Annotated in this window: 22 protein-coding genes, 3 tRNA genes and 2 pseudogenes; 8 read left to right on the forward strand and 19 right to left on the reverse strand. The window is 54.6% G+C overall.

The window, feature by feature from the left end; genetic code table 11:
- Nucleotides 1-29: 29 nt before the first annotated feature.
- The 10 genes and pseudogenes from rpoB to HB779_RS14780 form a co-directional block, all read right to left on the reverse strand.
- Nucleotides 30-4,184, reverse strand: a complete 4,155-nt coding sequence (rpoB, locus tag HB779_RS14735; protein ID WP_188343075.1) for a DNA-directed RNA polymerase subunit beta — start codon at nucleotides 4,182-4,184, stop codon at nucleotides 30-32.
- Nucleotides 4,185-4,373: 189 nt separating this feature from the next.
- Nucleotides 4,374-4,752, reverse strand: a pseudogene (rplL, locus tag HB779_RS14740) (50S ribosomal protein L7/L12).
- Nucleotides 4,753-4,799: 47 nt separating this feature from the next.
- On the reverse strand, nucleotides 4,800-5,318 hold the full coding sequence (gene rplJ / locus HB779_RS14745) for a 50S ribosomal protein L10 (RefSeq protein ID WP_182552811.1): 519 nt from the start codon (nucleotides 5,316-5,318) through the stop codon (nucleotides 4,800-4,802).
- Nucleotides 5,319-5,667: 349 nt separating this feature from the next.
- On the reverse strand, nucleotides 5,668-6,366 hold the full coding sequence (gene rplA, locus HB779_RS14750) for a 50S ribosomal protein L1 (RefSeq protein WP_188343076.1): 699 nt from the start codon (nucleotides 6,364-6,366) through the stop codon (nucleotides 5,668-5,670).
- Nucleotides 6,367-6,370: 4 nt separating this feature from the next.
- Nucleotides 6,371-6,799, reverse strand: coding sequence for a 50S ribosomal protein L11 (rplK, locus tag HB779_RS14755; RefSeq protein ID WP_188343077.1), 429 nt, complete (start codon nucleotides 6,797-6,799; stop codon nucleotides 6,371-6,373).
- A 138-nt stretch (nucleotides 6,800-6,937) separates the two neighbouring features.
- On the reverse strand, nucleotides 6,938-7,468 hold the full coding sequence (gene nusG, locus HB779_RS14760; RefSeq protein ID WP_188343078.1) for a transcription termination/antitermination protein NusG: 531 nt from the start codon (nucleotides 7,466-7,468) through the stop codon (nucleotides 6,938-6,940).
- 23 nt (nucleotides 7,469-7,491) lie between these two features.
- Nucleotides 7,492-7,691: pseudogene (secE, locus tag HB779_RS14765) on the reverse strand (preprotein translocase subunit SecE).
- Between the two features lie 226 nt (nucleotides 7,692-7,917).
- A tRNA-Trp gene (locus HB779_RS14770) sits at nucleotides 7,918-7,993 on the reverse strand.
- A gap of 172 nt (nucleotides 7,994-8,165) precedes the next feature.
- Complete coding sequence (locus HB779_RS14775) at nucleotides 8,166-9,272, reverse strand: hypothetical protein (protein ID WP_188343079.1); 1,107 nt, start codon at nucleotides 9,270-9,272, stop codon at nucleotides 8,166-8,168.
- Nucleotides 9,273-9,402: 130 nt separating this feature from the next.
- On the reverse strand, nucleotides 9,403-10,338 hold the full coding sequence (locus HB779_RS14780; RefSeq protein WP_188343080.1) for a hypothetical protein: 936 nt from the start codon (nucleotides 10,336-10,338) through the stop codon (nucleotides 9,403-9,405).
- Between the two features lie 350 nt (nucleotides 10,339-10,688).
- Here HB779_RS14780 and HB779_RS14785 point away from each other — a divergent pair, with 350 nt between their 5' ends.
- On the forward strand, nucleotides 10,689-11,219 hold the full coding sequence (locus HB779_RS14785) for an STM3941 family protein (RefSeq protein WP_188343081.1): 531 nt from the start codon (nucleotides 10,689-10,691) through the stop codon (nucleotides 11,217-11,219).
- 48 nt (nucleotides 11,220-11,267) lie between these two features.
- Here HB779_RS14785 and HB779_RS14790 read toward each other — a convergent pair whose 3' ends face one another.
- The 4 genes from HB779_RS14790 to HB779_RS14805 all read right to left on the reverse strand — a co-directional run bounded on the left by HB779_RS14790 (nucleotide 11,268) and on the right by HB779_RS14805 (nucleotide 13,675).
- Nucleotides 11,268-11,750: a GNAT family N-acetyltransferase gene (locus HB779_RS14790; protein WP_210302593.1), complete on the reverse strand. Its 483-nt coding sequence runs from the start codon at nucleotides 11,748-11,750 to the stop codon at nucleotides 11,268-11,270.
- Nucleotides 11,751-11,878: 128 nt separating this feature from the next.
- Nucleotides 11,879-13,054 (reverse strand): elongation factor Tu, encoded by a 1,176-nt coding sequence (tuf, locus tag HB779_RS14795; RefSeq protein WP_091877012.1) that lies wholly within the window; start codon nucleotides 13,052-13,054, stop codon nucleotides 11,879-11,881.
- A gap of 338 nt (nucleotides 13,055-13,392) precedes the next feature.
- Nucleotides 13,393-13,466 (reverse strand) — tRNA-Gly (locus tag HB779_RS14800).
- Between the two features lie 124 nt (nucleotides 13,467-13,590).
- A tRNA-Tyr gene (locus HB779_RS14805) sits at nucleotides 13,591-13,675 on the reverse strand.
- 256 nt (nucleotides 13,676-13,931) lie between these two features.
- On the opposite strand from HB779_RS14805, the gene rlmB reads away from it, so the two are divergent.
- The 6 genes from rlmB to HB779_RS14835 all read left to right on the forward strand — a co-directional run bounded on the left by rlmB (nucleotide 13,932) and on the right by HB779_RS14835 (nucleotide 18,801).
- Nucleotides 13,932-14,804: a 23S rRNA (guanosine(2251)-2'-O)-methyltransferase RlmB gene (gene rlmB / locus HB779_RS14810; protein ID WP_188343082.1), complete on the forward strand. Its 873-nt coding sequence runs from the start codon at nucleotides 13,932-13,934 to the stop codon at nucleotides 14,802-14,804.
- A 59-nt stretch (nucleotides 14,805-14,863) separates the two neighbouring features.
- The gene (locus HB779_RS14815) at nucleotides 14,864-15,247 is read left to right on the forward strand and encodes a hypothetical protein (RefSeq protein WP_188343083.1); all 384 of its coding nucleotides are present in this window, start codon (nucleotides 14,864-14,866) and stop codon (nucleotides 15,245-15,247) included.
- Nucleotides 15,248-15,418: 171 nt separating this feature from the next.
- Complete coding sequence (locus HB779_RS14820; RefSeq protein WP_188343084.1) at nucleotides 15,419-16,033, forward strand: cytochrome b; 615 nt, start codon at nucleotides 15,419-15,421, stop codon at nucleotides 16,031-16,033.
- Nucleotides 16,030-16,623 (forward strand): YceI family protein, encoded by a 594-nt coding sequence (locus tag HB779_RS14825; RefSeq protein ID WP_188343085.1) that lies wholly within the window; start codon nucleotides 16,030-16,032, stop codon nucleotides 16,621-16,623. The genes HB779_RS14820 and HB779_RS14825 overlap by 4 nt, the downstream gene beginning before the upstream one ends.
- A gap of 199 nt (nucleotides 16,624-16,822) precedes the next feature.
- Entirely contained in the window at nucleotides 16,823-17,893 is a 1,071-nt protein-coding gene (locus HB779_RS14830) for a GSCFA domain-containing protein (RefSeq protein ID WP_188343086.1), read from the forward strand.
- 14 nt (nucleotides 17,894-17,907) lie between these two features.
- Nucleotides 17,908-18,801, forward strand: a complete 894-nt coding sequence (locus tag HB779_RS14835; RefSeq protein WP_188343087.1) for a WcbI family polysaccharide biosynthesis putative acetyltransferase — start codon at nucleotides 17,908-17,910, stop codon at nucleotides 18,799-18,801.
- Between the two features lie 16 nt (nucleotides 18,802-18,817).
- On the opposite strand, the gene HB779_RS14840 is transcribed toward HB779_RS14835, so the two are convergent.
- Together HB779_RS14840 and HB779_RS14845 are read right to left on the reverse strand one after the other, a co-directional pair.
- The gene (locus HB779_RS14840) at nucleotides 18,818-19,789 is read right to left on the reverse strand and encodes a sterol desaturase family protein (RefSeq protein WP_188343088.1); all 972 of its coding nucleotides are present in this window, start codon (nucleotides 19,787-19,789) and stop codon (nucleotides 18,818-18,820) included.
- Nucleotides 19,790-20,195: 406 nt separating this feature from the next.
- A complete protein-coding gene (locus HB779_RS14845; RefSeq protein WP_188343089.1) occupies nucleotides 20,196-21,200 on the reverse strand; it encodes an alpha/beta hydrolase family protein in 1,005 nt (334 codons plus the stop codon).
- Between the two features lie 276 nt (nucleotides 21,201-21,476).
- Here HB779_RS14845 and HB779_RS14850 point away from each other — a divergent pair, with 276 nt between their 5' ends.
- Nucleotides 21,477-22,052: a hypothetical protein gene (locus HB779_RS14850; RefSeq protein ID WP_188343090.1), complete on the forward strand. Its 576-nt coding sequence runs from the start codon at nucleotides 21,477-21,479 to the stop codon at nucleotides 22,050-22,052.
- A gap of 69 nt (nucleotides 22,053-22,121) precedes the next feature.
- Here HB779_RS14850 and HB779_RS14855 read toward each other — a convergent pair whose 3' ends face one another.
- From HB779_RS14855 to HB779_RS14865, 3 genes are all read right to left on the reverse strand, one after another.
- Nucleotides 22,122-23,243: an ABC transporter substrate-binding protein gene (locus tag HB779_RS14855; RefSeq protein WP_188343091.1), complete on the reverse strand. Its 1,122-nt coding sequence runs from the start codon at nucleotides 23,241-23,243 to the stop codon at nucleotides 22,122-22,124.
- A 121-nt stretch (nucleotides 23,244-23,364) separates the two neighbouring features.
- On the reverse strand, nucleotides 23,365-24,273 hold the full coding sequence (locus tag HB779_RS14860) for an aminoglycoside phosphotransferase family protein (RefSeq protein WP_188343092.1): 909 nt from the start codon (nucleotides 24,271-24,273) through the stop codon (nucleotides 23,365-23,367).
- A gap of 85 nt (nucleotides 24,274-24,358) precedes the next feature.
- Nucleotides 24,359-25,897 carry an MFS transporter gene (locus HB779_RS14865; RefSeq protein WP_188343093.1) on the reverse strand — a complete coding sequence of 513 codons (1,539 nt, stop codon included), beginning with the start codon at nucleotides 25,895-25,897 and terminating at the stop codon, nucleotides 24,359-24,361.
- Between the last annotated feature and the right edge of the window lie 210 nt (nucleotides 25,898-26,107).

Consider the following 26,107-nt stretch of genomic DNA (forward strand, 5'->3'; position numbering starts at 1 on the left):
GCGCAGCCAAGCCACGCACCCCGCCCTTTTTACTCTGCAGCGTCAGGCAAGGCCTGCTGCTGTTCCTGGCTACGCGTATCGTCCAGCTCGACATTAAGACCGAGCGAGCGCATTTCCTTGACGAGAACGTTGAAGCTCTCCGGAATACCGGCCTCGAAAGTATCATCCCCGCGGACGATAGCTTCATAGACCTTGGTACGACCGGCGACGTCATCGGACTTGACCGTAAGCATTTCCTGCAGCGTGTAAGCCGCACCGTATGCTTCCAGTGCCCAGACCTCCATTTCACCGAAGCGCTGACCGCCGAACTGGGCTTTACCACCCAGAGGTTGCTGCGTAACGAGCGAGTATGGTCCGATCGAACGGGCGTGGATCTTGTCGTCAACCAGGTGGTGCAGCTTCAGCATATAGATGTAGCCGACAGTTACCTGACGATCGAAAGTTTCACCCGTACGTCCGTCATAGAGTGTCGACTGACCGGAAGACTTGAGGCCTGCCTGTTCCAGCATCACGTTGATGTCTGGTTCATGCGCACCATCAAACACCGGCGTTGCGATCGACACGCCACGCTTCATCTGTTCACCCAGACGAACGATACTCTCGTCGTCATAGTTGCGAACCGGCTCATTGCGGTCGTTGTCAGGGATGATCGACTCGATCGTCGCCCGCAACGGCAGAATGTCGCCCTGGCCGCTCTCGGCATACTGTGCCTTGTAGGCTTCGATCAGCTCGCCGATCTTCTTGCCCATTCCGGCGCATGCCCAGCCCAGATGTGTCTCCAGGATCTGACCAACGTTCATGCGGCTTGGCACGCCAAGCGGATTGAGCACGATGTCAACATGCGTTCCGTCTTCAAGGAACGGCATGTCTTCAACAGCAGCAATACGCGAGACAACACCCTTGTTGCCGTGACGGCCGGCCATCTTGTCGCCTGGCTGGATCTTGCGCTTCACAGCAACAAAGACCTTGACCATCTTCATGACGCCCGGAGGCATCTCGTCGCCGCGCTGGACCTTCTCGACCTTGTCCATGAAACGCTGTTCAAGCAGCTTCTTGGAATCGTCGTACTGGTTGCGCAGAGCTTCGATTTCGCCCTGAAGCTTTTCGTCCTCGACAGCAAACTGCCACCACTGGGAACGCGGGTGTTCACCCATGACGTCCTGCGTAACAACAGTGCCCTTCTTGAACGCCTTCGGTCCGGCAACGGCAGGCTTGCCTGTCAAAACGTCGGCCAGACGGCCATAGACGTTACGGTCAAGAATAGCCTGTTCGTCGTCACGATCCTTGGCCAAACGCTCGATTTCCTCGCGTTCGATAGCCATGGCACGTTCGTCCTTTTCAACGCCGTGGCGATTGAAAACGCGAACTTCCACAACCGTACCGTAAGTCCCGGGCGGCATGCGCATCGAGGTGTCACGGACGTCAGAAGCCTTTTCACCAAAGATGGCGCGCAGAAGCTTCTCTTCCGGCGTCATCGGGCTTTCGCCCTTTGGTGTGATCTTGCCAACCAGAATGTCACCCGGCTGAACTTCGGCACCGATATACACGATACCGGCTTCGTCCAGGTTCTTCAGGGCTTCTTCCGAAACGTTCGGAATATCGCGCGTGATTTCTTCCGGTCCAAGCTTCGTATCGCGAGCCATGACTTCGAACTCCTCGATGTGGATCGAGGTGAAGACGTCATCCGAAACGATCTTTTCAGACAGAAGGATGGAATCTTCGTAGTTGTAGCCATTCCAAGGCATGAACGCGACGAGCACGTTGCGGCCCAGAGCCAAATCGCCCAGATCCGTCGAAGGACCGTCGGCAATGATGTCACCCTTTTCAATCTTGTCGCCAACCCGAACGAGCGGACGCTGATTGATGCAGGTGTTCTGGTTCGAACGCTGGAACTTCATCAGGCGGTAGATATCGACGCCGGACTTGCCGGGTACGAGATCTTCCGTTGCACGGATAACGATACGTGTCGCATCCACCTGATCGACGATACCTGTACGGCGTGCACCGATAGCGGCGCCCGAGTCACGGGCAACGATCGGCTCCATGCCGGTACCAACGAACGGCGCTTCTGCACGAACCAGAGGAACGGCCTGACGCTGCATGTTCGAGCCCATCAGAGCGCGGTTGGCGTCGTCGTTTTCCAGGAACGGAATAAGCGCTGCGGCAACCGATACGAGCTGCTTCGGCGAAACGTCCATAAGATCCACGTTTTCACGCGGTGCCATCAAAACTTCACCCGCATGGCGGCAAACAACGAATTCGTCGGTGAAAGCACCGGAAGCGTCGAGTTCCACATTGGCCTGCGCCACGTGATACTTGGCTTCTTCCATTGCCGACAGATAGACGACGTCGTCTGTTACCTTGCCATCGATGATCCGGCGGTACGGGCTTTCGATAAAGCCGTACTTGTTGACCCGGGCAAAGGTAGCTAGTGAGTTGATCAGACCGATGTTCGGGCCTTCCGGCGTTTCAATCGGGCAGATACGGCCGTAATGGGTCGGATGCACGTCGCGGACTTCGAAGCCAGCGCGCTCGCGGGTCAGACCACCGGGTCCAAGAGCCGAAAGGCGGCGCTTGTGGGTGATTTCCGAAAGCGGGTTGGTCTGATCCATGAACTGCGACAGCTGAGAGGAACCGAAGAATTCGCGAACTGCGGCAGCTGCCGGCTTCGCGTTGATCAGGTCCTGCGGCATCACAGTATCAATTTCGATGGACGACATGCGTTCCTTGATGGCGCGCTCCATGCGGAGCAGACCAACACGGTACTGGTTTTCCATCAATTCGCCGACCGAACGTACACGGCGGTTGCCGAGATTGTCGATGTCGTCGATTTCGCCGCGGCCATCGCGCAGATCAACCAGCATCTTGACCACTGCAAGGATGTCTTCCTTGCGCAGGATGCGGACAGTGTCCTCCGCATTCAGGTCCAGACGCATGTTCATCTTTACACGGCCAACAGCCGACAGATCATAGCGTTCGCTGTCGAAGAACAGCGACTTGAACATGGCTTCCGCCGAGTCGATTGTGGGTGGTTCACCCGGACGCATGACGCGGTAAATGTCGAACAAGGCATCCTGACGGCCCTCATTCTTGTCCACTGCGAGCGTATTGCGGATGTACGGTCCGATATTGACATGATCGATATCAAGAACGTTGATCTCGGTCACACCGGTATCGAGCAGAACCTTGAGTGTCTTCTCGTCCAGCTCATCGCCAGCTTCGAGATAGACTTCACCGGTTTCCATGTTGACGATGTCTTCGGCCAGATACATGCCGAACAGGTCGTCTTCCGTCGCTTTGATGAACTTCAGACCCTTTTCAGCAAGCTGCTTGGCAGCGCGTGCTGTCAGCTTCTTGCCGGATTCGAGAATGACCTCACCGGTATCGGCATCGATAACGTCTGTCGTAGCCTTGAAACCACGGAAACGATCCACGGAGAAAGGAATACGCCATGTATCGCCGTCACGGCTGAACATCAGCGAGTTGTAGAATGTCGACAGGATTTCTTCGCTGTCCATGCCCAGCGCCATCAACAGCGATGTCGCAGGAATCTTGCGGCGGCGATCAATACGCGCATAGACCACGTCCTTGGCATCGAATTCGATGTCAAGCCATGAGCCGCGGTAAGGAATGACGCGTGCAGCAAACAGAAGCTTGCCGGACGAATGGGTTTTGCCCTTGTCGTGATCGAAGAAAACGCCCGGCGAACGGTGCATCTGCGAAACGATAACGCGCTCGGTACCATTGACAATGAACGTGCCGTTGTCGGTCATGAGCGGCATATCGCCCATGTAAACGTCCTGTTCCTTGATGTCCTTGATCGACTTTGCGCCCGTATCCTCGTCAATATCGAACACGATCAGACGCAGTGTGACTTTCAGCGGTGCAGCATAGGTCAGATCGCGCTGACGGCATTCGTCAACGTCGAATTTAGGAGCTTCGAACTCATACTTGACGAATTCAAGCATGGAAGCACCGGAGAAATCCTGGATCGGGAATACAGACTTGAATACAGCCTGCAGACCTTCATCAAGACGCCCGCCTTTCGGTTCTTCAACCATGAGGAACTGATCGTAGGAAGCCTTTTGAACCTCGATAAGGTTCGGCATCTCTGCGACTTCAGGGATCTTACCGAAAAACTTGCGTACGCGCCTACGACCGTTAAAAGTATGGGTCTGAGCCATCGTCGCTCCTCGTCTTTGCGCCAGCGAAAACTGGCATGTTTCTTAAAACCGCTTTTGCGGCCCCGTGAACGGGACAAAACCCGTTTCCTGAAAGCACCAAAATTGCCGTCAGGAAAAGGGTTCAGTACCGGGTTGCCCCGAGGGGCAGATTGGCGGACAGAACAAGTGCCCTGCCCGCCAAAACGCTAATTACTTCAGTTCAACCTTGGCGCCAGCTGCTTCGAGCTGTGCCTTGATCTTGTCAGCATCAACCTTGGTTGCTGCTTCCTTGACTGCCTTAGGAGCGGCTTCAACGAGATCCTTGGCTTCCTTGAGGCCGAGACCGGTGATTGCACGCACTTCCTTGATCACGTTGATCTTGTTAGCGCCGGCTTCGGTCAGGATAACGTCGAATTCGGTCTTTTCTTCTACAACAGCAGCAGCTGCACCGCCGCCAGCAGCGGCAGCAGCAGCAACAGGAGCAGCAGCAGAAACCCCCCCACTTTTCTTCCAGAAGCTTGGAAAGTTCAGCTGCTTCCAGAACTGTCAGGTTGGACAGGTCGTCTACGATCTTTGCAAGATCAGTCATTTTGGTATTCCTTTACAAGGTTCGATATATTGACAGCGAGAACGGCCTTATGCCGCTTCGTCCTTCCGGGCATAGGCGCCAAAAACGCGAGCAAGCTGACCTGCCGGTGCGTTTACGATCTGAGCGATGCGCGTTGCTGGTGTCTGGATCATACCAACCAGCTTTGCACGCAACTCGTCGAGCGATGGGAGTACGGCAAGAGCCTTTACGCCATCAGCATTGAGAGTTGTTGCTCCCATCGAGCCACCGAGGATGACGAGCTTGTCGTTACCCTTGGCAAATTCGACGGCGATCTTTGGTGCCGTAATCGGATCATTCGAATAGGCAACAAGTGTCTGGCCTGTGAACAGGTCAGAGATGCCTTCCGATTCCGTGCCCTGAAGAGCGATCTTGGCAAGGCGGTTCTTCGCGACTTTAACGGTGCCACCTGCATCACGCATCTTGGAGCGAAGATCGCTCAGCTGCGCAACGGTGAGACCGGTATAGTGGGCCACGACAACTGAACCAGAGTCAGTAAAGACCCCATTCAGCCACGCGACAAATTCGCGCTTTTCCGCTTTTTCCACTGTCTCTCTCCATTTGACAGAAACGCACGATGCGCTCCTGCCGGGTTGCCTTTTGTTGCAAGACTTCAGTCCGAAAACTAAAAATCAAACAACACTTGAGGATCCTGTCCCCCCTGCTTCGCCGGAAATCCGGCTGCAAGCGAAAGGCAACTACGGTTCGAACCTTGTCTCGATGGATAGTTCCATCCTAACAAAGCTGTTCCACGTCTCATGCAGGCTCATAACAATTAAGGCGAGCCACCTGCAATCTCGGACAGGATAACCGGACTTTCATCCGGTTATCCAGGCCCCGAAAGGCCTGGAATTCTTTAGAACTCAAACGGTTAAGCCTGAGTATTCACATCAGCTGTTACGCAGGGCGTACAGTTGACGGATCAACCTTGACGCCAACGCCCATCGTCGAAGAAATCGCGACGCGCTTGACATATTCACCCTTGGCGCCAGCTGGCTTTGCCTTGGTGACGGCATCGGTGAATGCCTTGATGTTTTCTTCCAGCGCCTTGACATCAAACGATGCCTTGCCGACGCCAGCGTGAACAATACCGGCCTTCTCGACGCGGAACTCAACGGCACCGCCCTTGGAAGCCTTGACAGCTGCAGTAACGTCAGTCGTTACGGTACCGACCTTCGGGTTTGGCATCATGCCGCGCGGGCCGAGTACCTTGCCGAGACGGCCAACGAGCGGCATCATGTCCGGTGTCGCAATGCAGCGATCGAAATCGATCTTGCCGCCATTGACGATCTCGAACAGATCTTCCGCACCAACGATATCCGCACCGGCCTTCTTGGCTTCTTCAGCCTTGTCGCCGCGAGCGAAAACAGCAACGCGAACCGTACGGCCTGTGCCGTTCGGCAGGTTGACAACGCCGCGAACCATCTGGTCCGCATGGCGGGGATCAACACCGAGGTTCATCGATACTTCGATTGTCTCGTCGAACTTGGCAATGGCACGCTCCTTGACCATGGCAACAGCCGCAGTCAGATCATAGAGCTTGTCACGATCAACGCCTTCACGAACCTTGACTACACGCTTTGATAGTTTTGCCATCGTCTCAGCCCACCACTTCCAGGCCCATAGAACGGGCAGAACCTTCGATCATGCGCATAGCGGATTCAACATCCGCAGCATTCAGATCTTTCATCTTTGCTTCAGCGATTTCGCGGACCTTGTCGCGCGAGATCTTGCCAGCAACAACCTTGCCTGGCTCTTTCGAACCGGACTTCAGGTTTGCAGCCTTCTTGAGAAAATAAGACACCGGAGGCGTCTTCATCACAAAAGTGAAGGACTTGTCCTGATAGTATGTGATCACGACTGGAATGGGCGAACCCTTTTCCAGTTCCTGCGTAGCCGCATTGAAGGCCTTGCAGAATTCCATGATGTTGATGCCGCGCTGACCAAGTGCCGGTCCGATCGGCGGGGACGGTGTTGCCGATCCTGCCGAAACCTGCAGCTTGAGCTGGCCTGCAATTTTCTTAGCCATAACTTCTCTGCCTTATCATTATGCCGGAAAACCGGCGGTTGCAGTTCGGTGGTACGGATTGAAGACCCGGCTAAAGGTCACCTCACCTCCCACCATTCGTCGCAGACGCGACAGGCCGCCCGGTGGGCGGCCGCTTGGTCAGACCTTTTCGACCTGACCAAATTCCAGATCGACCGGGGTAGCACGGCCGAAAATCGAAACTTCCACCTTGAGGCGCGAACGCTCCTCGTCAACTTCCTGAACGATACCGTTGAACGAAGCGAACGGACCGTCGGCAACGCGAACACTTTCGCCGATCTCGAATGAGATCGAAGCCTTCGGACGCTCGACACCTTCCTGAACCTGCATCAGGATCCGGTCGGCTTCCTTGTCGGAAATCGCCACCGGCTTGTTGTCGGAACCAAGGAAGCCCGTCACTTTCGGCGTGTTCTTGATCAGATGATACGCATCATCCGTCAGATCGGCACGAACCAGAACGTAACCCGGGAAGAACTTGCGCTCAGCATCAACCTTGCGGCCGCGGCGCACTTCAACCACCTTTTCGGTCGGAACGAGGATTTTCTCGAAAAGATGCGACAGACCCTTCTGTCGTGCCTTCTCTTCAATCGACTCAGCAACCTTCTTCTCAAAGTTCGAATAGGCGTGAACAATATACCAGCGCGCGGTCATTCAAATTTCCTTGTCAGCCTGCGTTAACGACCAAGACCGAGAACGAGATCGATCCCATAGGCCATCAACTGATCAGCCGCGAAAAAGAAAATCGCAGCAAAAAACGCCATAACCATCACCATAGCGGTGGAAATAAGCGTTTCACGGCGTGAAGGCCAGGTGACCTTTGCCGTTTCCGCGCGCACTTGCTGAAAAAAGTTATCGGATTCGTTTTGGATGCCATTTACCGCTCGTGCGTGTCATGTTGCTGTAAACATTACGTATTAAAGTACAAATAACACGCTTTGTTCACACCATTACGGCCCGTAAAGCTGATCGTTCAGCTCCACGCACCGCGTGTCTGTTGATGTTACATAGAACCGATTCCGGTAAAACACAAGTCCCCGGCTTCGTTTCTTTCCAAACATCTGTCAGCACACCATCCAATCGTGTGCGGGCAGACTATGTGTTGGCAGGGGAGACAGGATTCGAACCTGCGACCTACGGTTTTGGAGACCGCCGCTCTACCAACTGAGCTACTCCCCTACAGTCGGGCGGTACATTCCACAAAGCGCAACGCTTTTCAAGTCCCTATTCCTGCTGTCTCACCGTTTACAGCAAATTTGCGAAGCTGGCACGTTAAATCTGGCTCTTCTTGTATCTGCCCAAAGCAGGGAGCAGGTTTTCAGGCGGTGCGCCGACTACAATTATCGCAGAATCATATTTTGGAGCCAGCAAGCTTCAACTCGATACAATTATCAGGCTTCGGATCATTGTTGCAGATCTTGCCCGGTGTAAACGTGCGGGAATCACCATCATGAGTCGCAAAGCGAAATTTGGACAATTCATCGGGCTTCATAACGTAGATATCGCTGGCCGCGACCGCAAGCATTCGCTCAACAATGCTGGCATCGACTCCCATCTCGGAAAAATAGGCACTAAGTCTCTTGCGGTATCCTTTACGCAGCTCGGTCGTCTGATAAGTTCCCGTTGCCTCCCTGCTAAGAATTTTGCGGTCAATAATTCTTTTCTTCCCTCGAATGATTTGATACCGGGTCTGATACATTATCCTTTGATTGGTAACAGTGGTCGTGATCTGATGAATGCCTACGCTCGCCTCAAAGCCGATAAGCCTTTTGATGCCCCCGGCAGCAAAAAACGGACATGCAGACATGCAGATTGCGCCGCCCGGATAGGCGTACGCTGAATAAGCACCATCGGAGAAATCGGGTTTACAGCCTTTCGCGCCGGGTTCGCAGCCGAAATACATTGTTTTGGCCACCGCGACATCAAGAGCACGTTTTCGGATAATCCTACCCATCTCGATAGCCGCATCAACAGCACCACCGCGAGAATCTATAATAATGGGCAGGCGTCGCTTTCCCAATTGCTTGAGTACTTTGCGTAGTTTTGAGGGCGTATCCGGCTTGATCGTGCCTGACGCAGCTACCCATTCAGGACAGTTAGGTCTGCAAACGGCAACGTCAGCACGAGCAATGACGAAAGACATTGGCTCGTCAGCAATCGTCCACAGCATTAGCGTCGTTGCCGGAGGGATAGAACTGGGTTCCGGTTGTGGTTTTTGTTCCGGTTGCGATTGCGTTTGTGGCGCAACGCCTCCCATAAGGATAGGCCCGTATGCCGGCACCCCAGCACATCTGTTGGCTGGATTGCAAATAGTCGTACCGCCCAATGTCCATGCCGGACATGCAAGGTTGCAGCTTTGCTGCTGTGCTTCGGCCGCCCCTGTCAGCATCACAAACAGAACGACTGCCGCGGCTGTAAAATACATTTTATCGCTAAGCAGCATATGCAGACGCAGCATGCGACTTATAACCGACGTAACTTTCCCCATGCATTTCCCCAAGAGCAAAACCCCATACTAGATATACAGGGAATAATATCGCCATCAACGGGGAGACGGTTTTATTTGGCGCGTCTATAGCGCGAAACTATCAGGCCTTCGGTCCGGCTGGTTTTAGTTCCACACAACTTGCAGGCCTGGGGTCTTGCTCGCAGATACGCGTCGCCGCGACATCGCTGACATCGCCTGTCCCCGTGACAAGTTTATACTGCACCAGTTCCTCTGGCGTCATTACGGAAATATCCTTCGCCGGAATGACCAGCATCCTGTCGACAATCGCCGGATCGATGCCCAATTGCGTAAAGTAGGTCAGCAGCTTCTGGCGATAGGCTTTGCTCAGATCGGTCTTTTCGTAAGATCCGGCCGGCTTGCGTCCGACAATCGTCGTATCGAGAACTTTTTTCCGGCCATTCACGATGCGATAGCGGGTGCGATAGGTGATCTTCGTCTGCGTATAGATCTGGGTAATCTGATGAACCCCGACAAAAGCCCACTGCCCCACATACCGCTTTTCCCCGCCAGCCAGAATGTAAGGACAGGCCGACAGGCAATAGGCGCCAACCGGAAAGGTGTAACCGGCATAGGCTCCGTCGGAAAACCTGTCCGGCTTGCAGTTCTTCTGATCCGGGCTGCAACCTTCAAACCGTGTCTTGCCGATGGCCACGTCGAGGCCGCGTTTGCGGATCATGCGGCCAATTTCCATCGCGGCATCGACATTGCCGCCATTGGATTCCATCACGATAGGCAGTTTTCGATCACCCATCTTCTTCAAAATCTTCTGCAACTTCGCTGGCGTATCCCCGAGAATAACGCCGGAGGCCGATATCCATTCCGGACATGCCGGTTCGCAGGAGGACACTGCGCTGCGCACAATGGCAAATTGCATGGATGGCAACACTGGTTCTTTGGCTTGCTTCTTTGCCGCCAGAACCGGCGATGCGACCAATATGGAAAGAAGGAAAGCGAGTAGAATGCAGCGCAACTTGCCTAAGATGGAACCGTATCCGGCCAAACGATGAAGGAGCATTTTAATCCTGATGAAATCAATCGGCCTGTATCACCGGATCACGGCATGACGGTCCGATGAGCTATGAATAACAGGATAGCGGAAGGCCATGCGAGCGTAAACCAAAAGCACCGGCCCTTTCGCCGCAGGGCTTGATTGCGCCATATCAAGGGCTTATTCAGCCGGTAGTGTAAATCCATATTCAGCATTCATATACGCCTGTAACCAAGGTTGAATGGCCGCGTCATATAGCCGTCATTCTCACGTCATGCATATCAGGCATCACCTGCCGGACAGATAAACAACGTCGCTTCCCGTGACCAGAACCGGCATTTTTGCCAGTTCCGGGAGATGACACCAAGAGACCCCAAATGGACACGCTCGAGACAATCAATATCAAATCCTCGTTTTCGAGGCCGCTTCAACACATCGCCATGTGCATCATGCTTTCCGTCTGCTCGATCGGAATGGTCATTTCCGAGCTCCTGCAAAGCGAGCCGGAAGACCTGATTGATTATATCGCCTGGGTCGGGTCTTTCGTCTTCCCGCTTCTGGCATTGCGGCTGATCTGGCGTCTGGTGAAAACCGGCAGCGAGGCCATCACCATCTCACCGGAAGGCCTGCGCGACCGCCGCCTCGCCAACGAAACCATTCCCTGGAAAAATATCAACGACGTGGCGACGTGGAATGAAAACCGCGAACAGACCATTGTACTGGGCATTGACCCGCATCAGGTTGACCAGCTGGGCCGCGGCATAAAGGCAAAAATCATCGCGACGTCCATCTTCAAGATGCCGAAAGGCCTTTATATTGACGGGCGGGTTTTAACGACAGATTTTGACCGCCTGTTTGCATTGGTGGCCGCCTATCATCGCCGGTATGGAAAACCCAAGACTATCTAGGCCAGACAAGCCAGCCATTTTAAAGACAGGTCTGCCGGAGCGCCAATCTCAGGAGAGCGGCTTTATCAACAAGATCGTCGTCAGCCCGCTATGCCACTCCTCATCGGGATAGCGGCCCGCCTCGTGATAGCCCCGAGCTGCGTAGAAGGCCCGACTGGAATGATTGAATGTATCGGTTTCCAGCCGTGCCGAGGCAAAGCCGGCGCGGGCGATCTGCGCTTCCGCATGGTCCATGAGCTGTTGTCCGATGCCTTGCCGGGCATAGGCAGAATGCACGTGAAGGGCATGCACGAAGTCATCCACCCAATCGACGAACCCGGCAATCTCACCGGCCACCTCGGCCACCCAAAAGAGAAGCCCGCGCTCGCGCACATAGACCTCTGGTCTTTTGTCCTGAAGGAATGCGTGGGCAGCGCTTTGCGTGATGTTGGGCCGCCAGGTGCTCTCGAACGTGTCAAGTAGAATAGCGTGCAGGCGCGGCATGTCTTCCCGTTGCGCCGGCCGGACGAAAATGTCTGTCTGGTTCTTCATATGCCCCTCCGCCCCGCATTCCCACGATATCATTCAGCCGTACCCTGATGGTATGACCTGCTGCACCAAGCAAAAAGGCGGCCATAACGGCCGCCTTTTTATTTCCTGAACTGTCGTTTGCGACAGTCTTACTCAATGATCGAAGCGACGATGCCAGCACCGACGGTACGGCCACCTTCACGGATAGCGAAGCGGAGCTTCTCTTCCATGGCGATCGGCACGATCAGCGTCACATCAACCGAGATGTTGTCGCCAGGCATGACCATTTCCGTGCCTTCCGGCAGCGTTACCACACCCGTCACGTCGGTCGTGCGGAAGTAGAACTGCGGACGGTAGTTGGAGAAGAATGGCGTATGACGGCCACCTTCATCCTTCGTCAGGATATAGGCTTCTGCCTTGAACTTCGTGTGCGGCTTGACCGAACCTGGCTTGGCAAGGATCTGGCCACGCTCAACGTCTTCACGTCCAACGCCGCGGATCAGCGCGCCGATGTTGTCGCCTGCCTGGCCCTGATCGAGCAGCTTGCGGAACATTTCAACGCCGGTAACTGTTGTCTTCGTCGTCGGCTTGATGCCGATGATTTCAACTTCTTCACCAACCTTGACGATACCGCGTTCAACGCGGCCCGTCACAACCGTACCACGGCCCGAGATCGAAAATACGTCTTCGATCGGCATCAGGAACGGCATGTTGATCGGACGCTCTGGTGTCGGGATGTACTTGTCAACTTCAGCCATCAGCGCGCGCACTGCGTCTTCGCCGATTTCCTTGTTGGAATCTTCAAGTGCAGCCAAAGCCGAACCCTTGACGATCGGTACATCGTCGCCCGGGAAGTCGTATTTCGACAGAAGCTCGCGCACTTCCAGTTCAACCAGTTCCAGAAGCTCGGCATCGTCAACCTGATCAACCTTGTTCAGGAAAACAACGATCGCAGGAACACCAACCTGACGGGCAAGCAGAATGTGCTCGCGGGTCTGTGGCATCGGACCGTCGGCAGCCGAAACAACCAGGATCGCGCCGTCCATCTGCGCAGCACCGGTGATCATGTTCTTCACATAGTCAGCGTGGCCTGGGCAATCAACGTGTGCATAGTGACGCGCTGGCGTCTCATACTCAACGTGCGCCGTCGAGATCGTGATGCCGCGGGCCTTTTCTTCAGGCGCTGCATCGATCTGGTCGTAAGGCTTGTACTCACCAAAATACTTCGTAATCGCTGCCGTCAACGACGTCTTGCCATGGTCAACGTGACCAATCGTGCCGATGTTGACGTGCGGCTTGTTACGTTCAAACTTGCTCTTAGCCATTGCTGTCGTTCTCTCGTCATCACAACCGGTCTAGGGCCGGTACCATGTTTGTAGCCAAGACGGGACAGCAAGCCGTCCGTCAGCACAGTCACCGTCCGATCACAAATGATCGATCCGGATTACACTCGTCTTGATCCTGCTCGTTCATATGGGGACACATGAGCGGCGTTCAATGCTCAAGACAAAACCGACGAGCACCTCAACGCATGTTCGCGCGCGTGGTGCTCAATTACCGCGCCGCGCATCTCATGGACGCGCAAAGGACGCAGCAACAATTAAACCTGCACATAATCCTTGTCCAAGAACCGCAATCGGCTTTGGGGGTCACATGCTAAATCTGGAGCGGGTAGCGGGAATCGAACCCGCATATTCAGCTTGGAAGGCTGCTGCTCTACCACTGAGCTATACCCGCACATCCCTTGGCGCCGCGCATTTGGGACGCACATAAGGACGCATTCGCATCTATATGGCGCACAATCCAAACCGAAACCAGTCTTGGTTTCGCGATCATGCACCCAGGCGCTCGGTTCCGGCAGTGGTGGAGGAGGTTGGATTCGAACCAACGTAAGCCAAGCTAACGGATTTACAGTCCGTCCCCTTTAACCACTCGGGCACTCCTCCGGTCACTGCCGATAGAACCGCGCCATCAGGCACTTTGCAAACAACCTGCCGGACGTTGTGTCAGGCCGTTGCTTGCGGGTGGCCTTATGCCGACTAGCATTCGTGGTGTCAACAGCCTGTGGAAGAAAATGACGTACCCTGTGAAAATCATTGTTCGATAGCCACCCGCAATCAAATTCTGCAGAAACAGTCAAAGCCAGCATTTTAGCCAACAAGCATATATCGCCAGACGATCCGAAAGGTTATAGGTTGCGCCATGACCGACGAAAAACCATCCCGCACCCTCAAAGATTCCCATTATGCGACACTGCGCCGCCAGTTCCGTGACCAGAAGTCCGGCGGAGCGCCGCAAGCGCCGCGCGAAAGGGCATCCCGCCCCGCCGTAGAAGGCACTGCAGCGCCGGAAGGCCTCGTGTGCCTCTATGGCCTGCATACTGTCCGCGCCGCGCTGGACAACCCGCAACGCCAGATCAAACGCATGCTTGTAACCAAGAATGCGCTCGACCGGCTGGAGATCGCCGACACCTCCGCCCTGCCCTTTGACGTGGACGTGGTTGAACCCCGCGCCATTGACCGCGAAACCGGCTCGGAAGCCGTGCACCAGGGCGTGATGATTGAAGCCAAACCGCTGAAGTCGCAGACGCTGAAGGCATTGAAGGACAGCCCGTTGCTGCTGATTCTCGATCAGGTCACCGATCCGCACAATGTCGGCGCCATCATGCGCTCAGCCGTTGCCTTTGGCGCCGGAGCCATCGTTACCACCGCCCGCCACAGCCCGCAGGAATCCGGCGTTCTCGCCAAAGCCGCCTCCGGAGCGCTCGAGCTTATTCCGCATATTGAAGTGCGCAATCTCGCCGAAGCCATCGAAGAATTGCATGAAATCGGCTTCGTGACGATCGGGCTTGATTCGGAGGGCCCGCTGGAACTGGAAAAGACACTGGCCGATGACCGGGTCGCGCTGGTTCTGGGAGCGGAAGGCAAGGGCCTGCGCCAGAAAACCCGCGAGACCGTGACCCACCTCGCCCGCCTCGACATGCCCGGCGCGATCAAATCGCTCAACGTCTCCAATGCAGCCGCCATATCGCTTTATGCGGCACAGCGATTCCTCAGCACCAAGGCCAACTCGTAAGCTCATAGCGTAGCCAAACTCAAATGGCTGCATGCGGACATGACGGAACGGAGACTGAGATGAAGTGTCTGCGCGTTTACGCGACTGCCGACGGCGAATCCCATTTCGACGAGGTCGAAATCCCGACAACCTCCTGGCAGGCTCACCCCGATGCGGTTGCATTCGAAATGTCAGCGAAATACGCGACTTCAGGCATCCGTTTCACGCATATTCCAGCGGGTGCAGGAAAGGTCGATTGGCATACAGTGACAGAGCGCGTGCTTACCGTCAGGCTTGATGGAGCAGCAGAATACCAGACAAGTGACGGAGATGAGCGGCGCGTACCGGCGGGTGGCTTCGTCTTGTTTGAGGATGTGGATGGCAAGGGGCACAAATCGCTGCATTCGCCACAGGAACAGACGGTGCTCTGGATCAGTCTGCCGCAAGGCCTCAAGATTCCCTGACACCGAGCGGAGCAATCGGCAGACCATTCGATTTTATGAGTTTACAGCCTCGCTGAGGCCCGCAAATTAAAAATCCGCAAGCAGCCATGAATATTTTTGCTGCTGCGGTGTTCACCCCATGTCAGGACATCACTTCAACCACGAAGTGATGCCCTCGCGATGGGGTGCACGATGCTGCGCAATGACGCACAATCTTATGGTGTAGTGACGATCCTGTTTCATTGGATCATCGCGCTCATTTTTATAGGGCAGATGCTGCTCGGCTATCTGATGGTGCGCACCAGCGACTTCGCGCTGCAATTCAACCTTTTCCAATGGCACAAATCATTCGGGTTCATGATCCTTGCATTGTCCGGCTTGAGAGTCCTCTGGCGGATGGCAAATCCCCGTCCGCGTGATCCTGACGGCATGGGCTACCTGGAGCGCCTTGCTGCCCATGTTGCACATGGTCTGCTCTATCTCGCCCTCTTCCTCGTTCCACTGACCGGCTGGGCGATTGCGTCGAGTTCACCACTGCAAATCCCGACTTACGCCTTCAATCTCATCGTCATACCGCCATTGCCACTGGCCATTTCTGATCAGGCCGAAGCCTTCTGGACTGTCAGTCATGCTTATCTTGCCTATCTGTCTGCCTTTGTAGCCACCGCCCACATGCTGGCGGCACTTCATCATCATTTCTGGAAAAAAGATGCGGTACTGCTGCGCATGCTTGGCTGGTACTCTACCGCCCATGATCGCCAGCACGCTGAACAACTGCGCTCCGCGCCAAAGGACGTTCAATCATGAAAAATACCCGTAGCCTCTTCGCGCTCACCGCCAGAGCCGCAATGGCCTTGCTTTTCGCCATCGTGCCTGCGCTGGCCAATGCCGATACGTTGTCCGAAGTCGCTGGCCGCTATAAAATCGATTCGTCATCCCGCATCGGCTTCGCCGTCGCACAAATTGGCGGCGGTGGCATAACAGGTAATTTCAAGAAGTTTTCTGGCATTTTTGCTCTGAACAATGGTGACATCACCCGCTCCTCCATTGAGTTCACGCTTTTTCCGGAAAGTGTCAGCACGGGCCAGGCGCGAATCGAGAGCTTTCTGCGTTCCGATGCAGTGTTTGATTCGCAGACCTTTCCGACCGTCACGTTCAAATCCACGCAGATCACCCAGACCAGCTCGAGCACAGCCACGATCGACGGCATTCTGACCGCACGCGGCAAAAGCAGCCCAGCAAGTTTTCAGGCGAGCCTTTCCGATCACGACAAGAATGCCATCGTTTTCCATGTGGAAGGCAAGGTCATGCGTTCGCGCTACGGCATGGATGTCGGCACACCGATTTATTCGAATGTCGTGCAGTTCGACATGACCATTCATGGAGAACGCAGCTAATTAACTATCAGGCGATTGCATATTGCATTTAAGTACAAATAGCGGCACGGCAAGACAAATTACGCAGTGAGTGAGTTCTCTTATTAATCATTGGAATTATAAACTACGAAATTTACGAAATAGATCACACAGACATTATGTTCTGCATTGTCATATACTTTCGTATGAATTAGCCTCTCCAAACGTTGGAGGATAACTCATGTCTCATCCCTACCGGGACTTGCCTGACCATCAATATTGGCGTCGAGCCATTAGTTCCCATACGTGGGATGAAATCGATCCCGTGATCGAGACACGCATCAAACTTCAGCAGACGACGCGGGTCGCCACGGCGGGCAGTTGCTTTGCGCAGCGCATAGCCGCCTCCCTGATGGACCAGGGCTATTCCTATCTCAAGACAGAGACAGCACCGGCGGGGCAGGAAGAAAATCCGCTCTATGGTCAGTTTTCAGCGGCCTATGGCAATGTCTATACGGTGCTGCAATTGCATCAGTTGATGGGCCGCGCATATGGCATGTTCAAGCCCAAGACCAATTACTGGGTCAATTCGCAAGGCCGCTACATGGACCCATTTCGTCCGGCTGTGCGGGAGGAAGGCTTTGAGACACTTGAGGAACTGCTCGAATTACAAAAGTCCCATCTGAAAGCAGTTCGCCGGGTTTTCGAAGAATGCGAAGTCTTTCTCTTCACCTTCGGCCTCACGGAGGGGTGGGTAGCAAAAGAAGACCGCGCAGCCATTCCGGTTGTTCCGGGCGCCGTCGATTGCCCTGACTGGAACGATCACTACGAATTTCACAATGCCCGTGTCCATGAAATGAACCAGTTGTTGAACGCCTTTCTGAAGGACTTACGACTGGTCAATCCGCGCGTTGAGGTCATTTTGACCGTTTCGCCGGTTTCCATGATTGCGACTTATGAAAAGCAGCATGTGCTTCTTTCCAATACCTATACCAAATCCGCACTTCGTGTGGTGGCTGAAGAAACGGCCAGAGACCACGATTTTGTTTCCTATTTTCCTTCTTTTGAAATGGTCTATAGCCACCCCTCGCAAGCTCAATATTACGAAGACGACTTCAGACTGGTCAAATCAGAAGGCGTGACCCGTGTCATGACTATGTTCGCTAAACATTACCTTTCCAACAGTACAGTTGAGGAGCGCCGCCCGGAAAAAACAGCTGCGCCAGTCAATGACCAACTGGCCGAAGAGACCAAGCAGGAATACGCCAATGTTGCGGGCGTCCTGTGCGACGAAGAACGCCTGGCATTCTAGAAAGCGAGCAATCGATGACGATACGGGTCGCTGTTGTTGGAAATTGTACATCCCTTGGGATAGCCAATGCTGTAAAGGCGCTTTCGATTGATACGTATGTTCAACATTTCAGCGTAACCGATATTCACAATCTGGATCCTGCCCAGATCAAATCCATGTTTGAAGGTTTCGATCTCAGTCTCACCTTTTCCGAGATCGGCAGCTATTCGGTTATTCAGGAGCAGACTGATAAAATTCGCCAATCAGTCCTTTGGCCCAGTATCGTCTTCTCCGGTTACCATCCAGATATTGCCTATTTTGGCATTGAGGGGCGCGTAGCCAATTCCTGCCTCGGTTCTTACAATTCGCGTATTGTCGCGGCGGCTTATGCCCATGAAATGACGGTGGAAGAGACTGCCGACCGCTTCAATGCCCTCACCTTTGCGCGCCTTGGGTACTTCGACGCTTACGATCTGTGGCGCCGGCAGTTGCTCGCCACCGCCGAGAGTCACAATCTTGATTTCGAAGCCGATATCGCCCGTTGGGAAGCATCCGGGCCGTTTATGTATACCATCAACCATCCCAAAATAGCCGTGGTCAACGATCTCGCGCGGCAATTGGTCGAGGTTTCAGGTCTGGAGATCAATCCGGATGTGAATATCGAAGAGACCGTACCCGACTATTTTGCCGACGGTATTGTATGGCCGGTCTATCCAGAAATTGCCGATCGCATCGGCAATGTGCAGGGATCATACGAGTTCAAGCCTGCAGGGCACATCCGCAATGGCACACCGTCCATGCATCTCGAAGAGTTCATCGATGGATGTTTTAAGCAGTATGATGCAGACGGGTTTACACCGGCTCAATTTAGAAAGACCCCGCTCTACACAATGCTGGGGCCACGCATGGGTATTGAGTTGCGGGCTTGAATCCGCCGAGCGACGATCACTCCTTCTCGCTTCTCGTCATCTCGGTTACCTGCTGTGCACTTACCTCGGTAACTTTCTTTGGCGCATAGCCAAGGATTTGCCGCACGCCCCTGGCTGAAAAGGGTTGAGCCAACTGGCCCAGAAAGCTCTTGGCGACCCGCCCGCTGATGCCGATATTGACCGGCGATGGACGCGGCGGGTTGAAATATGTGCCAAGAATCTGATCCCACAACACGAGATTCTCGCCGTAGTTGGTATTGCCTTCCGAGAGTTCCTTGGAATGGTGCCAGCGATGCAGACGCGGCGTGCTCAAGAACCAATCCAGCGGCCCGGTTCTTACGGCCACGTTGCAATGCGTGAGCAGCCCCGTGAATGCGGTCACGGCGCTGATCCACAGAAACACCGGCAAAGGTGCCCCCAACAGATAAAGCGGGGTCTGGCTCAGAACGATTTTAAAGAGCGAATCAATGATGTGAAAGCGCCCTGTATTGACCACCCACAGCCGCTCCACACTGTGATGCAGTGCATGGAAGCGCCAGAGCGCCAGTTTTTCATGGGCCAGACGATGGGCAATATAGAGGCCGAGCTCCGCGATAATCAGTCCAAGAACAACCTGAATCGCCAGCGGCCATTCCGTTGGCCAGATATGCATTTTGGTGCTGAGGGCTGGTTGCGCGACAATTGCCACGGCCATCGGAAAGGATGCGCCTATGGCGGCTGCAATCTGCACAATACCCTTGGTCAGGAATGTATGCGCAAGATCGTTGAATGTCTCCCCGTCCCGCTTCATCCAGGTCTGTTCATAGGGCATAACCCGTTCGAAGATGCCGATCAGTGCGACGACGGAAAAGTAGACCACATTGAACCAGAGCAACGGATATTCCGTCTGAAACGCCGCATAGGTGCCAAGCAGTCCGACACAATAGAAAAAGGGCCACAAGGTACAGGAGAGAAAAGTGTAGAGACGTGAACTGCCAAGGAACGTCATGCGGTAAACCCTCCGTGCACATTGAATTGCCGTGAACCAGAGTTTCCATGCAGCGTGCCGGAAAGATCGGCAGCCAAGCGCAGTGTTACCATCAGTCGATTTTTCATAATCGTCGCAGCCATCATGCTTTCACGTCTTTGTCTATCCATCTAGCTTACTTTTTTTGCAGCCATCAATGAACTTTTTTGAGTTTTGCAACCATCCACAACTCTAGGCAAGGTAAGCCGCAACGGCGCTGCTCTTGTCCGCGCCTTGTATTGCGGGAACATTGCATCAGTCTGGCACGGCTGAAATACAACCGGAACTTTTTTGCGAGCCGGAACGTTGCAAGCTTGCTGGACCTCCAGCAGAGGCTTGATCTGTTTTCCCGCTCTCCAAGTTGGTTGGGTCAAGCCTCTTTTCTTGGCTAACTGAGAGCCTTTGCAATAAACGGCAGGCTTACATCCATGCGGTAATCGACAGCCGAGTGATTATCCTCAAACTCCTCGTAACGATGCGCGACGCCAAGCCGGTCAAGAGTCCGGTGAACACGGCGCGAGCCATACAGGATATTATACTGATCTTTGGTGCCGCAATCGAAATACACCGCTTTCAGTTTCGACAGGTTCTTCCCATGGGTTTCAGCAAGCCGTGCCGGATCGTGGGCAAGCCAGTTCACCCAGCGCTCCTCAATGGGTTCGCAGGTTTCAAGATCGACCGGCAGACGCAGACCGAGATAGGCTGCCGGATCCGGATCGAATGATGCAGCTTGCGCGAGAGTCATCACCACAAGCGTATCATTGTCGCTTTTCTTGGGTTTGGCCTCAAACGCCTTAAACCATTTTTCAATGGAAAGATCGTACTCGGCCAGTGCGCGCAGGATATTCGGGAATTCCGGCAGGTAAAGCTGCTCAAATCCGGCATCACCGGAATGGCTGGCTGCGGCTGACCAAATCTCCGGGCGCCGCAAAATGTGAACCAAGGTGCCATAGCCGCCCGAACTTTTGCCGAACACACCACGTTTGCCGTCGCCGCCGCACTGAAACTGGCTTTCAACCCGTGGCAGCATCTCGTCAATAAGAAAGTCTTCCCAATTACCCATCACCGGACTGTTCACATATTGGTTGCCACCAAGCCGGGTGAAACAATCCGGAAATGCCACAACCACGGGCGGCATCTCACCGGAACCGATCAACCGGTCGAGCCGCTCCGGCACATTCTCGCCAAAGCCCTTCCAGTTGGTATGCGCCGGACCACCGGCCGTGAAACCCACGAGGTCAACGAGCAGAGGCAACCCCGCCCCGTCATGGTCTGCAGGCACATAAACATCGATAATACGCTCGCTCGGATCGCCGAGCAGATTGTTGCGAATATGGACACTGTCAAGGATCAGACGATGTACAGTTCCGGCGGGATAATTGCTGACACGCATGGAAGACCTCAAGTGAGATGGCTAACAACCTTCCGCTCGACAGGAACGGAATCGCAAGCCCGCAAGGTGGTCCGGCAAAACAGCGATGGCAAGCCTGTATCCGACAAGGCAACGTTGCCCGGTCCAAACTTTTCCGCCTTCAGCGCGACCGGTGCGTTAGCATATCAATAATTATTTACATCAAAATTGATCGACCGAGTCGAGCCTGCCCTCGAATTGGTAAGGAAGCGTTAGGATTTGAGGGCTAGGTCATTGGGCAAGACAAAGGACTAGCCCATGCGCCGTGCGATGATCATTGCTTTGTTGTTGCTGACCGGCTGCGCCTCAGCGCCCACGCAGACCAACAATATTTGTGCCGTATTCGATCAGAAGGACGGCTTCTTCAACAATTGGTATTCCTATGCCAAGGGTGCTGAAGCACAGTTCGGCGTGCCTGTTCCCATTCTCATGGCGACGATCAAGACGGAATCCAATTTTGAAGGCCGCGCTCGCCCGCCACGCACAAAGCTGCTCGGTTTCATTCCCTGGTCCCGGCCATCGAGCGCCTACGGCTATTCACAGGCATTGGACGGCACATGGGCAGAATTTCAGCGCAGCACGGGACGCTATGGCAGCGGCCGCACAAGCTTCGCCGACGCCGTCTATTTTGTCGGCTGGTACCACGCGCAAAGCCATCTGAAGAACGGGATTGCGCTGAACGATCCCTATAATCTTTATGTCGCCTATTACGCCGGTCCAAAGGACTATGCGCGCGGCACATGGCGCAACAAACCGGAGATCGACCGGTCGGCGCGGCGCACGGCAGCCATGGCCAATGCCTATGCTGCCCAGCTTAAGACGTGCGGGCTGTAAGCCACCGAATCGCAATCCGGAAATAAAATGGGCGCTCGAGGCGCCCATTCTTTTGTTCAATACCAGGCTCTAAGGCTTGATCGGCGCATAGGCTCCGTCGTGCCAGACATTGATGTCATATTTGGCGTCCTTGATATCGCCCTTCTCGTCGAAGGCAACAGCGCCGATAACCGTGCTGATTGGTTTGCCATCTTTCAGAGCAGCCGCAACCTTGACGGGGTCATCGCTGCCAGCCCGTTCGACACCCTGTGCGAAAGCTTCAATGACCGCATAGGAAAACAGCGTAAAGCCATCCGGCACGAAGCCGCCAGCCTTGATCTTCTCGACCGCGCTCTTCGCCTCTGGCCGCGCCTGCGGATTGGCCGGGAAAGTGAACATCACACCTTCGCCCGCCGGACCTGCAACCGCCCAGAATTCCGGCGAAGCAATCGAGTCACCCATCATCAGCTGAAACTTGAAATTCTGGTCTGCCGCCTGACGCAGAATAAGTCCGGCTTCCGGATGGTAACCGCCAAAATAGACAAAATCCGCCTTGGCTTCTTTCAACTTGGTGATCAGCGCGGAATAGTCCTTATCGCCCGCATTGATGCCGTCATACAGCACTTCCTTCAGGCCGCTTTCATTCATCTTGCCCTTCACCGCATCGGCGAGACCCTTACCATAGGCACCCTTATCGTGCAGGATAACAACCCGCTTGCCCTTGTACTTCTCGGCAATCCACGGCCCGACAAATTCGCCCTGGCCGTCGTCACGGGTGTAAAGCCGCATGATCGTAGACCAGCCGTTTTTGGCGGCTGCATCGGTCAGTGCAGGATTGGATGATGCCGGTGACATCATTAACACGCCCGCTTCCGCATAAACCGCCGAGGCAGGAATACTGGAGCCCGAGCAGGCATGACCATCAACGAACTTGATGCCTTCAGCAACAATACGATTGGCGATTGATACGGCCTGCTTCGGATCGCAGACGTCATCTTCAACCACCAGCTTGATCTGGCGGCCCATAACGCCGCCTTTTTCATTGATCGCAGCAACAGCGGCTTGCGCGCCCTGTTTGAACTGATCGCCGATATTGGCAAGCTGGCCCGTCATAGGGCCCGCAACGGCGATCTTAAGATCGTCAGCGAAGCTTGCCGGTGCACCCAAAGCAACGCTCACCAGAGCAGCTTGCGCTATTCTTTTCAAAAGCATGGTCTCTCCCCCAATGTTACTTCTACCGGTGCTCCCCACCGGCGGTTGGGACGGTACATGAAGTAAAATTGAAGCGCTATATCCGGGCACTGCTTCATTGGCAAAATGGTGAAGACCGTCTTCATCGCGTCATACGCGCGTGATCCGCCAATACTTCCTCTAGAACAAGCCGCGACGTCTCACCTGCGCTGCTAGCCGGCGCTCCCGCATAAACGATCAAGGCTTTCCATAAGGTCCAGCCACGGCCACGCGCCCAAGTTCCCCTATCGAGTGGAAGCGCGGCACGAAAAGCCTCGCGGCTTGCGCCATGAAACAATGTCCAAGCTATCGCCAGATCGCATGCGGGATCGCCCACGCCTGAGGTGCCAAAGTCGATAACGGCGCTGAGGCGGCCGTTCTGAACCAGAAGATTGCCAAAGGCGACGTCACCATGGAACCAGACATCCGGCCCTTGCCAATGTGTATCAAGCGCAGCTTCCCAAACGGCCAACGCTGCATCCGCATCAATCTTGCCGCGAAGCGCAGCAATCGCATCCCGTGTTTCGCCGTCATAGACCGTCAGTGATCCACCGCGATAAAAATTGTGTGGTCCGGCCGGCGGTCCTCCTGTTGTGTCGATTTGTTGTAGCGCTGTCAGAAAGTGCGCCAAATCAATCGCGAACTGCTTGAGATCGCCAATACGCGCAGGCACGGCAGTTTCCCCGGCGAGCCACTCGTAGATCGACCAAGGCCACGGATAGGTCTTGTCTGGCTGGCCCATCGCCAAGGGCACAGGAATCGGCAGCGGCAGAAGCGGGGCAAGCTTCGGCAACCAGTGCTGTTCCTTCTTCACTTGCAATGTATAGGAACCATCACTCGGCATACGCACGGTCATATGCTCGCCAAGATGGAACGTCCTGTTGTCCCATCCCCCAAATTGCACAGGCCTGACGGGCAAATTCGCCCATTGCGGGAATTGCGTGGCAATTAATCGCCGCACGAGGGCGGTATCAATCACAACGTCGCGGGCTTGCACATGATCAGCGGGCATTGGCGCCATATCTCTTCGGTTCACAAACACCTGCAATGGTGCAACACTTTCGCTTAAGGCGAAAGTGTTGCTGAGCCAGCAGACGTCACGCAGCAGCTGCACTCACACGTCTTCGCGTGCCAAAGATCATAAAGCTGATCGCAGCCAGCACCCACACGCCTATACCGCCATAAAGCATGATCAGACCAGAACCATGCACCAGCGCCGCATGAACAACCGCCCCGGAGGGATCAAGCGTCGACAATTGCGGAAAGAGTTCGCCCAGCGACGCAAAATTTCCCGCAGCAATTTTCTCCGCCATTGCCCTCAACTGCGAAGCATCGAATGACCCGGCAAAGGCACCCTTCAAATGAGACAACGTGCCTTCCATCAGCACAAATCCCATCAGGGCAATGTTGACCGCCAATGTGATCAGTCTGGCGCTCATATCAATACCGGACGCCATGCCGGCACGCGCGCTGGAAACCGATCCAGTCGTTGTGTTGGTCACAGGCGTGTTGGTCAGGCCAAGCCCCATACCCGCGATCAGACATCCCGGCAGCATGGTAAGCCAGCTTGCATTGTCGACACTGCTGCCAAGTTTCATCAGCATGAACCCAAGGCCGATGGTGAATAGCCCGAGCGGAATAACAACACCAGGCTGATAGCGTAGCGACAGCCGTTCAGCCACGGGCGGAAAGATCAATGTGGGCAGCGTGTAGGCCAAGAGCGCTAACCCGGCTGCAACGATGTCATAGCCAAGGCCGCTCTGGAAATAGATCGGCAGATAGATCATCAGCGGCCAGAAGCTGAAATTCATACCGATGGACCCGACGATCGATCCGGAAAAATTGCGGATCCGGAACACCGAAAAATCAAACATGGGATGTGCGCTGAATTTTTCCGCGAACAGGAAAAGGATGAAACTGATAGCTGCCGCACCAATGATGCTAAGGCCCGTTGCGCTGGTAAAGCCGATATCCGGCCCCTGCGTGATAAAGTAAGTCAGTCCGAACACCGCCAGCGACAATGTGACGATGCCAAGCAGATCCAGTTTTTTCGCCTCCGGATCACTGGATTCTTCCACGCTGCCGAAAACCAGCAGCAAGGTCAGCACCGTCAGCGGAACATGCACGAGAAACACCCATTCCCAACTTGAAAGCGCAACAATCACACCGCCAATGATCGGGCCAAACCCCAGTCCGATCCCGAAGATAATACCCCATAGGCCAAAGGCGCGGCTGCGTTCGTTCCCGGCCTGAAACTGATGCGAGAGAATGGCGATCTGACAGATCAACATTGCCCCGGCAGCGACGCCTTGCAAAAACCGGCTGATAATCAGCACAGTTGCGCTTTCTGCCAGACCGCAGATCAGGGAGATAATGGCGAACAGAATGAGGCTGATGATGAAAATGCGCTTGCGGCCATAGCGGTCTGCCAGCGTTCCCACCGCCATCAGTACGGTTGTACAGGCAATGGTGTAGGCATTCATGATCCACTGCATGTCTTTCAACGTGCCATGCAACACCTTTTCCAGCGTCGGCAGGATCACCGGCACACTGGAGATTTCAAGCCCGAACATCAAAGCTGACAGACTTACGGCTGCGAGAGCTATGATATTCTTTCGGGAGTGAGAAATACTCATTGATCGTTCTTTCCAGAGTTGTTCTCAGGTACAGCGTCGCCCGCTGCCGGTACGCATGCGCGACTGCAGGAGAGTTGACCAGAGATGGCAAGTAACAGCGTCCGGGCACGCAAGGTGTTGCCCACGGCGTCCGCCGAAACGGATAATGAGATCATTGTAGGCGCGCTGCTCCCATGATAAAAATGATTTAATTTTGTGGAACTCATTACA

It is taken from the genome of Phyllobacterium sp. 628 (genome assembly GCF_014189505.1).
GTDB lineage: Bacteria > Pseudomonadota > Alphaproteobacteria > Rhizobiales > Rhizobiaceae > Phyllobacterium.

Bases quoted from the DNA above. Each gene is read 5' to 3' on its own strand.
- rlmB (WP_188343082.1), top strand. From the start codon at position 13,932: ATGACCGACGAAAAACCATCCCGCACCCTCAAAGATTCCCATTATGCG.
- nusG (WP_188343078.1), bottom strand. From the start codon at position 7,468: ATGACCGCGCGCTGGTATATTGTTCACGCCTATTCGAACTTTGAGAAG.
- HB779_RS14865 (WP_188343093.1), bottom strand. From the start codon at position 25,897: ATGAGTATTTCTCACTCCCGAAAGAATATCATAGCTCTCGCAGCCGTA.
- rplK (WP_188343077.1), bottom strand. From the start codon at position 6,799: ATGGCTAAGAAAATTGCAGGCCAGCTCAAGCTGCAGGTTTCGGCAGGA.
- tuf (WP_091877012.1), bottom strand. From the start codon at position 13,054: ATGGCTAAGAGCAAGTTTGAACGTAACAAGCCGCACGTCAACATCGGC.
- HB779_RS14835 (WP_188343087.1), top strand. From the start codon at position 17,908: ATGACGATACGGGTCGCTGTTGTTGGAAATTGTACATCCCTTGGGATA.
- HB779_RS14840 (WP_188343088.1), bottom strand. From the start codon at position 19,789: ATGACGTTCCTTGGCAGTTCACGTCTCTACACTTTTCTCTCCTGTACC.
- HB779_RS14845 (WP_188343089.1), bottom strand. From the start codon at position 21,200: ATGCGTGTCAGCAATTATCCCGCCGGAACTGTACATCGTCTGATCCTT.
- HB779_RS14850 (WP_188343090.1), top strand. From the start codon at position 21,477: ATGCGCCGTGCGATGATCATTGCTTTGTTGTTGCTGACCGGCTGCGCC.
- HB779_RS14855 (WP_188343091.1), bottom strand. From the start codon at position 23,243: ATGCTTTTGAAAAGAATAGCGCAAGCTGCTCTGGTGAGCGTTGCTTTG.
- rplA (WP_188343076.1), bottom strand. From the start codon at position 6,366: ATGGCAAAACTATCAAAGCGTGTAGTCAAGGTTCGTGAAGGCGTTGAT.
- HB779_RS14825 (WP_188343085.1), top strand. From the start codon at position 16,030: ATGAAAAATACCCGTAGCCTCTTCGCGCTCACCGCCAGAGCCGCAATG.
- HB779_RS14820 (WP_188343084.1), top strand. From the start codon at position 15,419: ATGCTGCGCAATGACGCACAATCTTATGGTGTAGTGACGATCCTGTTT.
- HB779_RS14830 (WP_188343086.1), top strand. From the start codon at position 16,823: ATGTCTCATCCCTACCGGGACTTGCCTGACCATCAATATTGGCGTCGA.
- HB779_RS14775 (WP_188343079.1), bottom strand. From the start codon at position 9,272: ATGCTGCGTCTGCATATGCTGCTTAGCGATAAAATGTATTTTACAGCC.
- HB779_RS14860 (WP_188343092.1), bottom strand. From the start codon at position 24,273: ATGCCCGCTGATCATGTGCAAGCCCGCGACGTTGTGATTGATACCGCC.
- HB779_RS14780 (WP_188343080.1), bottom strand. From the start codon at position 10,338: ATGCTCCTTCATCGTTTGGCCGGATACGGTTCCATCTTAGGCAAGTTG.
- rpoB (WP_188343075.1), bottom strand. From the start codon at position 4,184: ATGGCTCAGACCCATACTTTTAACGGTCGTAGGCGCGTACGCAAGTTT.
- HB779_RS14785 (WP_188343081.1), top strand. From the start codon at position 10,689: ATGGACACGCTCGAGACAATCAATATCAAATCCTCGTTTTCGAGGCCG.
- HB779_RS14815 (WP_188343083.1), top strand. From the start codon at position 14,864: ATGAAGTGTCTGCGCGTTTACGCGACTGCCGACGGCGAATCCCATTTC.
- HB779_RS14790 (WP_210302593.1), bottom strand. From the start codon at position 11,750: ATGAAGAACCAGACAGACATTTTCGTCCGGCCGGCGCAACGGGAAGAC.